At 37.7% G+C, this 14,442-nt stretch carries 14 protein-coding genes; all 14 read right to left on the bottom strand.

What is annotated here, in order from left to right; translation table 11 throughout:
* Position 1: 1 nt before the first annotated feature.
* Positions 2–475: a transcriptional regulator NrdR gene (gene nrdR / locus KQI58_RS09375; protein ID WP_016179140.1), complete on the bottom strand. Its 474-nt coding sequence runs from the start codon at positions 473–475 to the stop codon at positions 2–4.
* Positions 476–660: 185 nt separating this feature from the next.
* Positions 661–1,260: a dephospho-CoA kinase gene (coaE, locus tag KQI58_RS09370; RefSeq protein ID WP_216408554.1), complete on the bottom strand. Its 600-nt coding sequence runs from the start codon at positions 1,258–1,260 to the stop codon at positions 661–663.
* A gap of 3 nt (positions 1,261–1,263) precedes the next feature.
* A complete protein-coding gene (gene mutM / locus KQI58_RS09365) occupies positions 1,264–2,097 on the bottom strand; it encodes a DNA-formamidopyrimidine glycosylase (RefSeq protein WP_216408552.1) in 834 nt (277 codons plus the stop codon).
* Between the two features lie 49 nt (positions 2,098–2,146).
* Positions 2,147–4,786, bottom strand: coding sequence for a DNA polymerase I (gene polA, locus KQI58_RS09360; RefSeq protein WP_216408550.1), 2,640 nt, complete (start codon positions 4,784–4,786; stop codon positions 2,147–2,149).
* Positions 4,787–4,963: 177 nt separating this feature from the next.
* Positions 4,964–5,647: a Bax inhibitor-1/YccA family protein gene (locus KQI58_RS09355; protein WP_216408548.1), complete on the bottom strand. Its 684-nt coding sequence runs from the start codon at positions 5,645–5,647 to the stop codon at positions 4,964–4,966.
* Positions 5,640–6,119 (bottom strand): MaoC family dehydratase, encoded by a 480-nt coding sequence (locus KQI58_RS09350; RefSeq protein ID WP_034876970.1) that lies wholly within the window; start codon positions 6,117–6,119, stop codon positions 5,640–5,642. Before KQI58_RS09350 ends, KQI58_RS09355 begins: the two co-directional genes overlap by 8 nt.
* Positions 6,120–6,283: 164 nt before the next feature.
* Positions 6,284–7,618 carry a UDP-N-acetylmuramate--L-alanine ligase gene (gene murC, locus KQI58_RS09345; protein WP_102871170.1) on the bottom strand — a complete coding sequence of 445 codons (1,335 nt, stop codon included), beginning with the start codon at positions 7,616–7,618 and terminating at the stop codon, positions 6,284–6,286.
* A 102-nt stretch (positions 7,619–7,720) separates the two neighbouring features.
* Positions 7,721–8,170, bottom strand: coding sequence for a SprT family protein (locus KQI58_RS09340; RefSeq protein WP_216408546.1), 450 nt, complete (start codon positions 8,168–8,170; stop codon positions 7,721–7,723).
* On the bottom strand, positions 8,163–10,343 hold the full coding sequence (locus KQI58_RS09335; RefSeq protein WP_216408544.1) for a Tex family protein: 2,181 nt from the start codon (positions 10,341–10,343) through the stop codon (positions 8,163–8,165). Before KQI58_RS09335 ends, KQI58_RS09340 begins: the two co-directional genes overlap by 8 nt.
* Before the next feature lie 113 nt (positions 10,344–10,456).
* Positions 10,457–11,212 (bottom strand): DMT family transporter, encoded by a 756-nt coding sequence (locus KQI58_RS09330; protein WP_253295869.1) that lies wholly within the window; start codon positions 11,210–11,212, stop codon positions 10,457–10,459.
* On the bottom strand, positions 11,190–11,342 hold the full coding sequence (locus KQI58_RS22675) for an EamA family transporter (protein ID WP_253295868.1): 153 nt from the start codon (positions 11,340–11,342) through the stop codon (positions 11,190–11,192). The genes KQI58_RS09330 and KQI58_RS22675 overlap by 23 nt, the downstream gene beginning before the upstream one ends.
* Before the next feature lie 284 nt (positions 11,343–11,626).
* Positions 11,627–12,355 (bottom strand): metallophosphoesterase family protein, encoded by a 729-nt coding sequence (locus tag KQI58_RS09325; protein WP_216408542.1) that lies wholly within the window; start codon positions 12,353–12,355, stop codon positions 11,627–11,629.
* 28 nt (positions 12,356–12,383) lie between these two features.
* Entirely contained in the window at positions 12,384–12,755 is a 372-nt protein-coding gene (locus KQI58_RS09320) for a VOC family protein (protein WP_216408540.1), read from the bottom strand.
* 187 nt (positions 12,756–12,942) lie between these two features.
* Complete coding sequence (locus KQI58_RS09315) at positions 12,943–14,334, bottom strand: L-cystine transporter (RefSeq protein WP_216408538.1); 1,392 nt, start codon at positions 14,332–14,334, stop codon at positions 12,943–12,945.
* Positions 14,335–14,442 lie beyond the last annotated feature (108 nt).

Genomic DNA, 14,442 nt, shown 5'->3' with positions numbered 1-14,442 from the left:
CCTACTCGTCATCCGTTGACTTTGCTTTGTCAACGATTTCCTGCAATTCCTTCAAGAATACAGACATATCTTTAAACTGCCGATAAACACTAGCAAATCGAATATAAGCAATCTCGTCTACTTCCATCAAGTCTTCCATGACAAATTCGCCGATTTGACTTGTGGGAATTTCATTTTCCCCCATACTGCGAACACGATTTTCTACATGATCCACAATCTGTTCCATCTGCTCCATGGCTACTGGACGTTTTTCCGCTGAGCGAATCAACCCGCGTAAAATTTTATCACGACTAAATTCTTCACGATCCCCATTCCGCTTAACAACTAATAAAGGAGCTGCCTCTATCCGCTCAAAGGTCGTAAAACGAAACCCGCAACTCTCGCATTCTCTTCGACGACGGATCGCTCGTCCATCATCAGTTTGTCGACTATCAATTACTCGTGAATTATTATGATTACATCTTGGACAACGCATAATTTCACCGCACCTTCTTATTATTGATTAGAATCACTAACTCTGTGTGACTATTTTTTTGTTATATAGAATAATTTTTCAAAAACAAAAATAGGTTCGAAAGAAAACTTTTTTGTTTATATAACATGAGTTTACCATAACCAGCCAGCTAAAAAAAGCGTCGTAAAGCTACGACGCCGAATTCTTTAAGAAACAAATTTTTTTCTCTTTAACCAATTAAGAACCTGCTGACGCGTTGTTTCTTGCGAATGACAATTATCAAATACAATATCCGCTCTTTTTTTCTTTTCCTCTAAAGAAAGCTGGCTGTTAATGCGTTTTATAGCTTCTTCTTCAGATAGATCATTTCTTGCCATCAGACGTTCTAATTGAATTTTTGGTGTAACATAGACAGTCGCTACTTCATCCATCATTGATTCGTAATGTCCCTCAAATAAGAGGGGGATATCAACAATTACCAATGGACTTATTTTTTTTGCCTCCAATGTTTGTCTTTCGATTTCACTACGAATAAATGGATCAAGTGTTTTATTTAATAGATGCCGTTTTTGTTCATTTTGAAAAATTATACTTCCTAATTTTTTGCGGTCCAAACGACCATCATTTTGCAAAATTGTTCTACCAAAGACTTTTTCTAAAGCCCGCAGCCCATCACTACCTGGCTCTACCACTTCTCGAGCAACAATATCTCCATCAACAACTGGAAATCCCTCTGCTTTAAAAAAATCTACAACCGTTGATTTTCCACTAGCGATCCCGCCAGTTATACCTAAAACGAAGCTCATCTTCTACACCTTCTTTAGTTTTTGGCAATGAGGACAAAGGTGCGTCCCTCTTTGTGCTACTTTGATTTTAACAATTGGTGTTCCACAACGTGAACACGGTTTGCCAGTTTGTCCATAGACATGCAATTCTTGTTGAAAATGCCCCGCCTCTCCTAGTGCATTTAAATAGGTTCGAATGGTCGTTCCGCCTGCCTCTTTTGCTTTTCCGATCACCTCGATAATCGCTTCACGCAACCGGCGAACACTTTGTGAACTTAATGTATTCGCAGGTTGTTCAGGATGAATCTTAGCTAGCCAGAGCACCTCATCAACGTAAATATTCCCTAAGCCTGCCACGACTTTTTGATTTAGTAATAAGGGCTTGATCATGGTTGAAGCCTTTTTCAATTTAACTTTAAAATCAGCTAAGTCAAAATCTGCATCTGTTGGTTCCGGTCCTAACTGCATCAAACCTTTATAGTCTTTCGCCGTTCCTTTTTTCAATAAAGCCATTCGGCCAAATTTTCGTACATCATGATAAATTAGCTCAGAACCATCAGTAAAAATGAAGCGGACATGGCTGTGTTTGTCTAACGCCGTCGGCTGATCAAAAAACTCATATTTTCCTTCCATTCGCAAATGAGAAACCATCTCGTAATGCGTAAATTCGAAGATTAAGTACTTTCCACGTCGATCCACTGTTTCTATTGTTTCACCGATCAATTGTTGCTGAAAGATATCGATCTCTGGAAATTCAATAATACGTGGCCAATAGACGTCCACTTTCGCAATCGTTTTATTCTTAACTAAAGACACCAAACCTTTTCTGACTGTCTCTACTTCTGGCAATTCTGGCATTTTTCTTCACTCCTAAAATCAAAAAGCTGGAATTTCTCCCAGCTTCTTCTTATTTTGCTTCGTACCACGTTCTGCCCCAATTACTGTCGGTTAACAATGGGACATCTAACTGAACAGTATTCTCCATCACTTCTTTGACTAATTTGTCTAATTGCTCCAATTCACTTTCTGGAACTTCGAAAACAAGCTCATCGTGTACTTGCAATAACATCGTCGCCTGTAGTTTTTCTTCCTTCAAACGTTTTGCCATCTCAATCATTGCAAGTTTTAAGATATCTGCTGCACTTCCTTGAATTGGTGTATTTATGGCTGTTCGCTCTGCAAATGAACGAAGATTGAAGTTTCGCGCATTAATATCTGGTAAATAGCGTCGACGATTATAAAGTGTGGCAGCATAGCCCTTATCTTTAGCCTCGCGTACGCTTTCTTCCATATAACGTTTTACGTCTGGATAATTTTCAAAATACGTATCGATATATTCTTGTGCGGCCTTGCGCGTAATTCCCAGATTTTGTGATAGCCCATAATCAGAAATACCATACACAATTCCGAAGTTTACTGCTTTGGCATTTCGACGCATATTCGGCGTCACTTCATCTTCAGTAACATTGAACACACGCATCGCGGTACTAGTGTGAATATCCATACCATCACGAAACGCCTGCTTCAAATGCTCATCCCCAGAAATATGTGCTAAAACACGCAATTCGATTTGAGAATAGTCAGAAGAATAGATTACCCAGTCTTCATCACGAGGAACAAAAGCCTGACGAATCTTTCGTCCTTCTTCTAATCTAATTGGAATATTTTGCAAGTTTGGATCAACCGAACTTAATCGGCCGGTTTGGGTCAAGGTCTGAATATAGCGTGTATGAATCTTATTATCCCCTTGAATCACTTTTAATAATCCTTCAACATAGGTGGATTGGATTTTTGCAATTTGACGATAATTTAAAATATGTTCAACGATTGGGGCCTGTTCACGTAGCTGTTCTAAAACATCGACTGCTGTCGAATAACCTGTTTTTGTTTTCTTAATAACTGGCAAATTCATTTTTTCAAACAAGATCACGCCCAATTGTTTTGGTGAATTGATATTGAACTCTTCACCAGCTTCTTGATAAATTTTTTCTTCGATTTCTTGCAAACGTTTCGAGAATTCACCGCGCATAGCCTGTAATGTTTGTGCATTAACCGTGATTCCGGCAATTTCCATTTCCGCTAAAATACGAGAAAGGGGCAGTTCCATTTGGTAAAACAGCTTATCTTGTTTCTTCTCTTCCAATTCTTTCTCTAGCTTATCATTTAGGAAATGAATTGCCTTAATTTTGCGGGCTAAGTGACCAAAGAAAATTTCATCATCTTCAGGCAATCCTTTTTTGGCTCCTTTTCCATAAATCTGGTCATCCGTTTGAATTTCTGTATAACCATAATATTGTGCCACACCCGCGATATCGTTACTGTTATCATTCGTATCTAATAAATACGCAGCTAATAAAACATCAAAGTTGATTCCCTCGGTTTTTGTAATATAGCGATTCAATGCCACATAAGTACGCTTAGCGTCATAAACCTTCTTACCATTTGCTGTTTCAAGCCATTTCTTAAATGCCTCATTTTCAAATAATGCCAATTCATTTGTTACATAAATTCTATCTCCAGTGCCCCAAGCGACACCCACGATATCTGATAAATGATAATTGTCCTCTAGCATTTCAACATATAAGGCGGCATCGGCATCAAACATCTTTTCGTTAAACTCCGTGACAACTTCAAATTTGATGTCCTCTAACTCAACTTCCTCTTCTTCCACGTTCAATTTATTTAAAAAGCCTTTGAAATCCATCTCCTTAAAGAAAGGAATAAGCTTATCCAAATCTTTTCCGTTATAAACTAATTCATCAATGGAAATTTCAACTGGTGCATCTAATTTGATTGTAGCCAATTCCTTAGATAAAAATGCTTGATCCTTATCGTTAATCAAATTTTCTTTCATTTTACTCTTCTTTATTTCATCAATATTTTCGTAAACACCTTCAACACTGCCAAACTGCTTCAATAATTTGATTGCCGTTTTTTCTCCGACTTTTGTTACGCCTGGGTAATTATCCGAGGTATCTCCGGCAAGTCCCTTCATGTCGATGATTTGATTTGGCGTTAACCCGTCATATTTTTCGGCAACATGTTCCGGAGTGTAAGATTCGATTTCACTAACACCTTTAACTGTAATATCCACTTTGATCTTATCTGTCGCTAATTGCGTTAAATCGCGGTCTCCAGATAAAACAACGACATCATAGCCTTCATCCGCTGCTTGATGGGCCAAAGTTCCAATAATGTCATCCGCTTCGTAATTGTCCAACTCATAATGTTTCACGCCGAGACCAACTAATAATTCACGTAAGTAAGGCATTTGCTCGCGAAATTCACCAGGAGTCTTTGAACGACCACCCTTATATTCAGAATACATAGCTGTCCGAAATGTCGTATTTCCGGCATCAAAAGCAACTAAAACGTGAGTAGGTTTTTCACGATCCATCACATTTTCAAACATATTGTTAAATGCATAGATCGCATTCGTATGCAGGCCATTTTTATTTTTAAAACGCTCTAACGAATTATGCAAGGCAAAAAAAGCACGGAACGCTACACTGTTTCCGTCAACTAATAATAATTTCTTTTCACTCATATCTTCGACTCCTATTTCCTATTCAGGGATTTTTTTAGAAATGTTCTATACAAATTAATGAACGAGACTTTCAATCCTTCACGATTCATTTTAACAAAGTATTCGTTGAAAAGAAAAGAATGAAGCTAATTTGTTTTCAATGTTCACTAGTCAAAAAAAAGAGACGATTACTCGCCTCTATTTACTACTTCCAAAAATTCGTAAGAATGAAATGAACAGATTAATGAAGTCTAAGTACAATTGCAAGGCCATAAAGACCGCAACGCCATTTCCAACTTCACCATTTGTTCCAGAATAGATTTTACGAATCATTTGATTATCATAAGCTGTAATCCCGGACATTATTACTACCATTAAAATAGAAATAAAGAAATCTACGGCACCGCTGTGTAAAACAAAAACATTTAACAGCATCGCAATGATAATCCCCAACAAGCAACTCAAAGCTGCTCGACCAATTCCTGATAAATCACGTTTAGTAAAAGAACCAACGAGTGACATTACTAGAAACGTCGCCGAGGCTGTAACAAATGCTTGTGTCACAGTCCCTAAATCATACATTGCTAAAGTGACAGCCAGTGTTAACCCATTCAACGCAGAATATACAATAAATCCACTAATTGCTAATGTAGGATTTTTTTGTGCTTTAATACCAAGAAAAACCACTAAGGCAATCTCAGCGATCCAAATTCCCCACAAGCCGAATGGAAAATTCTGAATGAAATTCGCCATTTGATACGCCCAAGGACCTAAAGTCATATAGGAAATCACCGCACTGATTCCAATGCCCAATGCCAAGAATGCATAAATTTTTCCATAGAATCGATTTAGACCATACACCTGCGCTTCTTGATTATTCATTTATCTCATCTCCTAATTGTGCTTGTGGCGGTTTCACCATTACCACAGCATCTAAAATTCGTTTTTCTTCGTTATCCGTTGCTTCTACTGCTTCAACGGAAATAGTAACAACATCTTTCATTTTATCTACTTTGATTACTTCAAACTCAAAGGTTAATGTTTCATAGTGAAAAACTGGATCAATAAAATTAATTGAAAAGTTCACTACGTGAGAACCCGGTCCTGGTAAATGTTTTGAAATCGCACTCGTAATAATGCCCATCAGCATAATCGATGGTACGAGCGGCTGTTCGTATTCAGTTTCTTTTACATAGTCATGTTGGATGTACAAAGGATTTGCATCATTTGTTAATCCTAAGTATAAAAGAATCTGATTATCTTCAATCGATTCCGTTAACGATAACGAGTCACCTTCCTCAATTTCGTCAATCGTTTTGCCTATTTTCCGAGCCTTCATATTATACAAATTCATTCCCTCCGTCATTTGTTCTATTCATTATTTTATCAGAAAGCAAGCAAAACACAAGTTTGTACATATCTACGTATAAAGATTTATATAATAAATAAATCCGTTAAATTCGACAAATTTGTTAAAAGAAGGGCTCTGACAAAAAATGTCTGAACCCTTCTTTTATATTATAATACGTTGCGTGTTGTATTACTTAGTAAGTCTTCGTATGCACGTTCAAACTTTTGAACATCTCCAGCACCCATAAAAATTACGACGGCATTTTCATGATCCAATAAAGGCGACATATTTTCTTCTTTGATTACTTGTCCACCCTTTTGAATCTTTTCACCTAAATCTTCTATTTTTACATCCCCTGCTGTTTCACGAGCAGATGAAAAAATATCACATAGATAAACGCGATCGGCTTTGTCCAACGCTTCAGCAAACTCGTCCATCAAAGCAATTGTCCGAGTAAACGTATGTGGTTGGAAAACAGCAACCAATTCTTTTTCCGGATATTTTTGACGAGCTGCATCAATCGTTGCTTTGATTTCAGCAGGATGGTGCGCATAATCATCAACGATAATCATATCAGCAACCTTTTTCTCAGTAAAACGACGTTTAACACCAGAAAAAGTCAGCATTTCTTCTTTAACCTTATCCATATCTAAATCTTCAAAATAGGCAACCGCAATAACAGACAAGGCATTAAGAATATTGTGCTTACCAAATGATGGAACTGAAAAACGACCAATAAATTTTTCTTTATGGTAAACATCAAAGGCCGAACCATTTGTTGTCCGAACAATATTCCGTGCTTGAATATCATCGTTTTCAGATAATCCATAATAATAAATCGGCACATCTGCTTTTAGTTTACGTAAATATTCGTCGTCCCCATAAGCAAAGATTCCTTTTTTAACTTGCGAAGCCAAGGTTTGGAAGGCTTCAAAAACATCCTCGATACTCTTGAAATAATCTGGATGATCAAAGTCAATATTTGTCATGATTGAATAATCAGGCGCATATGCCAAGAAATGTCGTTGATATTCGCATGCTTCAAAGGCGAAGAAAGTCGCATCTGGAACACCATGTCCAGTACCATCACCAATTAAGTAACTCGTTGGCGCTAATCCGTTTAAGACATGCGCCAGCAATCCAGTCGTGCTTGTTTTACCATGCGAACCTGTTACTGCAATACTGGTATAAGGTTGAATAAATTCTCCGATAAAATCATGGTACCGAACAATTTCTAATCCTAATTCTTTCGCCCGAGCGATTTCTTCATGGGTATCTGGAAAGGCATTTCCTTGAATGATCTTCATGCCTTCCTTAATATTGTCTTTACTAAATGGCAAGATCGTAATGCCGGCTTTTTCTAGATCACGTTGCGTGAAAAAATATTTTTCAACGTCAGAGCCTTGTACATGGTAGCCCTTTTCATGCAGGACCAAAGCCAGTGAACTCATGCCTGATCCTTTGATTCCAACAAAATGATAAAGTATCTCTTTATTATTCATTTAATCCTCTTCCTTATATGTACAAAATTGTTTGCGGTTCACATTATCATATAAATCTGTAAAAATAGCAATCTTTTATTCTTCAGATTATCTTAATACTCCCTATGCTTCAATTGTCTTCAAAAATTTTAGCTGTCCATGACAACTTCCACAAACATATCGTTTTGTATCAATTTTTCGGCGTCGCTTAACCTCTTGGTGGCATTTTTGACATTCATACACTTGATAATTAACTGCCACAAGTGGCGGAGAAAAACGGGTTCCCCCAGTTTTTTTCAACAGTTGTTTAAACTCCTGATCCTTATGCTGATAACCTCTTCCTGCCAGATGAAGATGATAATGACAAAGCTCATGCTTAATAACATTAATCAATTCTGCTTCACCATATCGTTCAAAAAGAATCGGGTTAAAATCTAAGTTATGGCTATTTAAGTGATAGCGCCCACCCGTCGTTTTTAGTCGCCGATTAAAATATGCTTTATGACAGAATGGTCGTCGAAAAGAGTCATGAGAGATCTTTTCGACGAGAGCTTGTAACTCCTGATTAGTCATTTTTATCACTTTGAACCATTGTCAAACTGATACGTCCTTTTTTGACATCGACCGCTTCGACCCAAACAGTCACCACGTCACCAACCGAAACTACGTCAGTTGGATGTTTGACATACTTTTTACTCAATTTAGAAATGTGAACCAATCCGTCCTGTTTTACTCCAATATCAACAAAGGCTCCGAAATCGATAACGTTGCGAACTGTTCCTTGTAATTCCATTCCCGCTTTTAAATCTTCCATCGTTAGCACATCTTGACGTAATAAAGGAGCTGGCATTTCATCACGCATGTCCCGTCCTGGTTGGAGCAAGGCCTGCAAGATATCTTTGATAGTTTCCTTACCAATTTCAAGCTCTTGTTGTAATTGATTTAACTGCAACGCTTTGATTTTTTCTGTCGCTTCAACAGAACCTAACAATTTTAGATCAACCTCAGCAAGGGCCAAAATTTCTTTCGCGCTGTTATAGCTTTCTGGGTGGATCGCAGTTGTATCTAAAACATTCTTTGCACCAGGAATTCGCAAGAATCCAATAGCTTGTTCATAAGCTTTTGGTCCTAAGCGAGGAACTTTTTTCAACTGTGGACGCGAAGTGAATGCACCATTTTCTTCGCGATAATTAACAATATTTTGTGCTGTTGTTTTGTTTAAACCAGAAGCATACTGCAGTAACTGTGGGCTAGCTGTGTTGACGTTTACGCCTACTTGGTTGACCGCAGTCTCTACTACAAAGTCTAAGCGCTCAGAAAGACGTTTTTGAGAAACATCATGTTGATACTGACCGACGCCAACAGCTTTTGGATCGATTTTTACTAATTCTGACAGCGGATCTTGCAATCGACGCGCGATGCTGACTGCACTTCGTTCTTCAACCTGCAGCTCAGGAAATTCTGTCCGGGCAATGTCACTGGCTGAGTAAACAGAAGCTCCCGCTTCATTAACGATCACATAAAAGACTTCTTGTTGAACTTGTTTTAGTTGTTCAGCTACGAATAATTCAGATTCACGACTTGCAGTACCATTACCAATCGCAACCATCTCTACGTTATGCTTTTTAATTAACGCTTGAAATGCTGGTCCAGCAGCTTGTCGTTTTGCCTGAGGAGCCGGCTTATGGGGATAAATCACCTCAATCGCTAAAACTTTTCCGGTTTCATCTACCACAGCTAGTTTGCAGCCAGTTCGATACGCTGGGTCAAATCCCAACACGACCTTTCCCTTCAATGGTGGCTGTAATAACAAATTGCGTAGATTTTCACCGAAAATGTTGATGGCTTGCTCATCTGCCTCTTCCGTCAATTCATTTCGAATCTCCCGTTCAATCGCGGGTCCGATAAATCGTTTATAGCTATCTTTATAGGCTTCACGAACAAATTCCGCAGTAATAGCTCGAGTATTTTGCACTAATTGACGTTCAAGATAATCAAAGACTTTATCTTCTTCGACCAAGATTGAAACTTTTAAGACCTCTTCTTTTTCACCACGATTAGAGGCTAATACACGATGAGAAACCATTTTGTTGATCGGCTCAGCAAAATCATAGTACATTTCGTAGACACCTTTTTCATCTTTATCAGCGTCTTTGACCTTACTCTGATACACACCTTTATTTTTCGTATACGAACGAATCCACGTGCGAAAATCAGGATTATCACTAATTTGTTCGGCTACAATCTCATGTGCTCCTTGCAAAGCTTCCTCAGCATTGGCGATGTTTTCATTGATAAACTCACCAGCTTTAGCATAAACATCTCCAGTTTGCGGAAAACTCATCAAATAATCCGCTAATGGTTCTAACCCGTTTTCTTTAGCGATCGTTGCCTTAGTTCGACGTTTTTGTTTATATGGACGATATAAATCTTCAACCTTTTGAACTTTAACTGCTTGTTGAATTTTCTTAGCTAGCTCTTCTGTTAATTTTCCTTGCTCATCAATCAGTCTTAAAACTTCATGTTTACGCTTTTCTAAGTTTTCCAAATAATTATAGCGTTCTTCGATTTCACGGATCTGTACCTCATCTAAACTGCCGGTCATTTCTTTCCGATAACGAGCAATGAAAGGTACCGTATTTCCGTCTGTTAATAATGTCAAAACAACATTGATCTGCTGCGGACGATAGTCCGTTAATTCTTTATTCAGTAGTTGAATGATATCTTGGTTTAAATTTTCTGCCATTTCAATTCCTCATTTCATCCAAAATCTTATCTATTTTATCATATTTCAAGAAAGATTGCTTATTGAACTCAAAGCAAAAATCCTTCACGACTATTTGCTGTGAAGGATTTTTATCAACTCCCTTTTTTTCTTTGCTGTATAAAATTGGGCAGCTCTGACAAAATTAAACCTGTTAAAGTCAACAAAATGCCAATAAATGTTTTAAGAGTCAAACTCTCACCCAAAATCAAAACAGACGCTATCGTGGTCAACATTGGAATCGTATAAATGTAAACTGCTGCCCTCACTGCTCCAAGAGTTTTGACTGAAAAATTCCAAGTTACAAAGCATAGTGCGGAAGCACCAACTCCTAAGAAAAGAAGATTACCAAAACTTTCCACTTGTAAAAAACGAGAAAAATCGAACTTATCAAGCGTAATAAATAAGACGGGTAGCATAAACAGTAAACCATAGAAAAAAATCCGTTGTGTTGTAGCAATAGTGCCATAGCCAAACCCGCTAATTTTTTTCACTATTAGAGAGTAGGAAGCCCAACAGACCGTTGCCAATAAAGCCAAGCCATCACCAAGCGGATTAACATTCAGTGAACCTGAAAAACTAATCAATGAAATCCCAATCATTGAACAAATAAATCCCATAATAAAAACACGCGGGATCATTCCCTGCTTCAAGACAAAACGACTGATCAAGGCAGTCATAAAGGGACTAACAGAACCGATGATGCCTACATTCATTGCTAAAGTATAGGTCAATGCGACGTTTTCCAAATAATAATATAAAAAAACACCGAATAAACCGGCGATTATATAATAACGTTCCTCACGCCAACCCTTAAAGGGCAAAAATTTACGTGAGACTACTGAAACCAATTAAAAATCGGATGAAAAGAATTTCGATTGGTAAAAACGACTCAAGCAGTACCTTAGTAGAAATAAAGGTCAACGCCCATATGACTACTGTTAAACTTGCGGATAAATGACCTTTTATTGTATCTGACATAGTATAAAAGAATTTCCTTCCTCAATTTTCATAATCATAAAAACAGGATATTACATGGTGCGAAACTAAGCTCAAAAGAATTTCAATATGAACTATAGCAAAACTCCTTTAAAATACTATGCCATTTTGCGAATGATTGTTCAAGATAATTAACAAAAGTAATTTGAAATCAAAAAATCTTGAGATCACAAAAAAAAACGAACACTCATTTTTCCCTTCTGCTTAGAAAGTCTTTGAGCGTTCGTGTTAAAATGATTTCAAATATTGTTATTGTATTTTGAAAGTCAAAAATCTGGTTGCCACGGTCCGTCTGTATTAGGGATTTCATAATCATGAACAATTCCATTTTTATCAAAAACCACTCCGTGTAAAGTCCCGCCAAAGACGGCACCGCCATCAATTCCGATTTTTCCATCAGATTGCCAAAGAGCTGTCGTTTGCATGTCTCCATATAACATCGGAGTAATAGTATGTCCAAATACAATCGTTTTTTCTGTATTATTTTTCCCCTCATGAAACGGTTCGCGAATCCACAAGAAATCTTGTAGAGATGTCTCTTTCCAATCTTTTGTTAAATCCACCCCCGCATGAACAAAGACATAATCGCCCCATTCATAATAAAATGGACGTTCCGCTAAAAAGGTCAGCATATTCTTGTACCGACTACGAATCATCATGGCAATCTCAGTCGGCGAATATTCATCAGTCGCACCTTTATGTAACAAACTTTCAATCGTTTCTTTTCCACCATTATAAAGATAACTTGGAAACCAATCTTCTGGACTATCCATAAATTCCAGAAAATACTGCTCATGGTTCCCTCGTAAATAAATTGCTTGGTATTTTTCAACAAGTTCCATCCCTAAAAGCCAACAGTCTTTACTTTTTGGACCTCGATCATTCAGATCTCCAATCAGGATTAATTGTTGTTCCTCAGGCTGAAATTTTTCCAAAACCGATTTAAACATATCGTATTTTCCGTGAACATCACCAATTACAAAAACCTGCTTCATTCATGTTCGCCCCTTACAAAAGAACGTATTAATTACCTGACACTACAAAATAATTTCCATCTGCATCAACAAAATTGAATACAAACTCTTCACCAATTTGGGCTAACTCTCCTAATTGGACCTCCACCTCCTGCAATTTTTTGTACAATGACATAACATCATCACTTCCAAAAATTAAGGCAGGAGATGGCTCAGCAGCCTCATCATCATTTTTTTCAATAAATTCTCGATCATAAATTACCAGATGCGTCGTACTATTTCGACTCATTGCTACTTCTGCCACTTGCGAACCATCCAATTCTTCAAAACTAATCTCGACAAATCCTAAACTTTGCCAAAAATCACTAGCCTTACGCACATTATTTGCATACAAAATTACTTTTACTTGTTCGTTAAACAAAATATTCACTCCAAAAAAATTATTCTAAATCTACATACACTCAATATATCAAAGAGTAGCTTCTAAAGCTAATTCAATAAAAAATATCTCTCCACAGCCAATGTTCCGACTTCATTGAAGCACTGCTGTCATTAAAGTTGAGTGTAGCAAAAAAGGCTTGGTCGCGCTAGCCAAGCCTTTCATATCATTAAGAATTTACTTCGATCGAAGTATTTTCATCATGTAAGATTTCACGGTCTAATTCATGGATGCGTTCACTAGTAACAACACCAGCAACCATACTACCACTGACATTAACGGCGGTACGAGCCATATCAATCATGGGTTCCACGGAGATTACTAAACCAACGATCGCCACTGGTAGGTTCATCGCACCTAATACAATTAATGAGGCAAAAGTTGCTCCGCCTCCGACACCAGCTACACCGAATGAACTGATCGTTACGATAGCAATTAGCATCACAATAAATTTCAGATCAAATACATTTACACCAACAGTTGGTGCTACGATTGTCGCAAGCATTGCTGGATACACGCCAGCACAACCGTTTTGACCAATCGAGATACCAAAGCTTCCTGCAAAGTTAGCCGTAGCTTCATCTACACCTAACGCTTTGGTTTGTGTTTCAATATTCATAGGCAACGTTCCGGCACTTGAACGTGAAGTAAACGCAAAGCTCAATGCTGGAAAAGCCTTCTTAAAGAAATTGATTGGATTCACTTTTACACCTAGAAGAATAATAGAGTGAACCAATAAAACAACAATCAATGCACTATAAGAAGCCAAAATGAATTTACCTAGATTAACAATTGCTTCGAAATCACTAGTTGCTAATACATTCGTCATCAAAGCAAATACACCATATGGCGTCAAACGCAACACTAGAGTCACGATACGCATAATAATTTTGTATAAGCTATCAATTAAATTCGCAAAAAATTCCGCTTCTTTTGGTGCTTTACGACGAACGCCTAAAAAGGCAATCCCGACAAAAGCCGCAAAAATAACCACACCGATGGTACTTGTTGGGCGGGTTCCCGCAAAGTCAGCAAAAACATTGGTTGGAATGAAGGATAAAATTTGTTGCGGAATTGAAAAGTTTTGAACCATTGATTGACGATCCGCCAACTCTTTGATTCGAGCAGTTTCAGCCGCTCCCTTAGTAAACGTCGCACCATCTAAACCAAAGACCATGACAGCTAAAATCCCAATCAAAGCAGCGATTGCTGTCGTAGCTAACAGTGTGATTAAAACATTGGCACTGATTTTTCCAAGCTTCTTGCTTGATTTCATTTTTGTAAAGGCACCAACGATTGAAATAAATACTAAAGGCATAACTAACATTTGTAATAATGAAATATAACCATTACCAACGATTCCAATCCATTCCATCGCTTGAGATATCACTTTGCTACCATTACCCAAAAGTAATTGTAAAACACCACCGAAAATAATTCCGGCGCCTAATCCAGCAAAAACGCGATTAGAGAATTTTACATGTCTTTTTTGCATTTGGTAGAAAGCCACAAGTAATGCAACGAACAATAGAATCACTAATACAGTGAACAGAGTTGTCATTGTATTCCTCCTTAAAATAACTTTCTATAATGACAAGTCTGTCAAAGGAAGTAAAGGTTCCCGGTATTTGTTCTTCAACAAAACACCCTAAAATATAGCTGCGCGATC

This window comes from Enterococcus raffinosus, assembly GCF_018917525.1.
Classification (GTDB): domain Bacteria; phylum Bacillota; class Bacilli; order Lactobacillales; family Enterococcaceae; genus Enterococcus_A; species Enterococcus_A raffinosus_A.
Note: the sequence above shows the minus strand (reverse complement) of the source record. Positions and strands in the feature narration are given on the sequence as shown.

What these genes read in the sequence shown, in the direction of transcription:
- polA (WP_216408550.1), bottom strand. Translation starts at nt 4,786, where the DNA reads ATGAGTGAAAAGAAATTATTATTAGTTGACGGAAACAGTGTAGCGTTC.
- KQI58_RS22675 (WP_253295868.1), bottom strand. Translation starts at nt 11,342, where the DNA reads ATGTCAGATACAATAAAAGGTCATTTATCCGCAAGTTTAACAGTAGTC.
- KQI58_RS09325 (WP_216408542.1), bottom strand. Translation starts at nt 12,355, where the DNA reads ATGAAGCAGGTTTTTGTAATTGGTGATGTTCACGGAAAATACGATATG.
- KQI58_RS09350 (WP_034876970.1), bottom strand. Translation starts at nt 6,119, where the DNA reads ATGAATTTGTATAATATGAAGGCTCGGAAAATAGGCAAAACGATTGAC.
- KQI58_RS09355 (WP_216408548.1), bottom strand. Translation starts at nt 5,647, where the DNA reads ATGAATAATCAAGAAGCGCAGGTGTATGGTCTAAATCGATTCTATGGA.
- nrdR (WP_016179140.1), bottom strand. Translation starts at nt 475, where the DNA reads ATGCGTTGTCCAAGATGTAATCATAATAATTCACGAGTAATTGATAGT.
- KQI58_RS09315 (WP_216408538.1), bottom strand. Translation starts at nt 14,334, where the DNA reads ATGACAACTCTGTTCACTGTATTAGTGATTCTATTGTTCGTTGCATTA.
- KQI58_RS09340 (WP_216408546.1), bottom strand. Translation starts at nt 8,170, where the DNA reads ATGACTAATCAGGAGTTACAAGCTCTCGTCGAAAAGATCTCTCATGAC.
- murC (WP_102871170.1), bottom strand. Translation starts at nt 7,618, where the DNA reads ATGAATAATAAAGAGATACTTTATCATTTTGTTGGAATCAAAGGATCA.
- coaE (WP_216408554.1), bottom strand. Translation starts at nt 1,260, where the DNA reads ATGAGCTTCGTTTTAGGTATAACTGGCGGGATCGCTAGTGGAAAATCA.
- mutM (WP_216408552.1), bottom strand. Translation starts at nt 2,097, where the DNA reads ATGCCAGAATTGCCAGAAGTAGAGACAGTCAGAAAAGGTTTGGTGTCT.
- KQI58_RS09335 (WP_216408544.1), bottom strand. Translation starts at nt 10,343, where the DNA reads ATGGCAGAAAATTTAAACCAAGATATCATTCAACTACTGAATAAAGAA.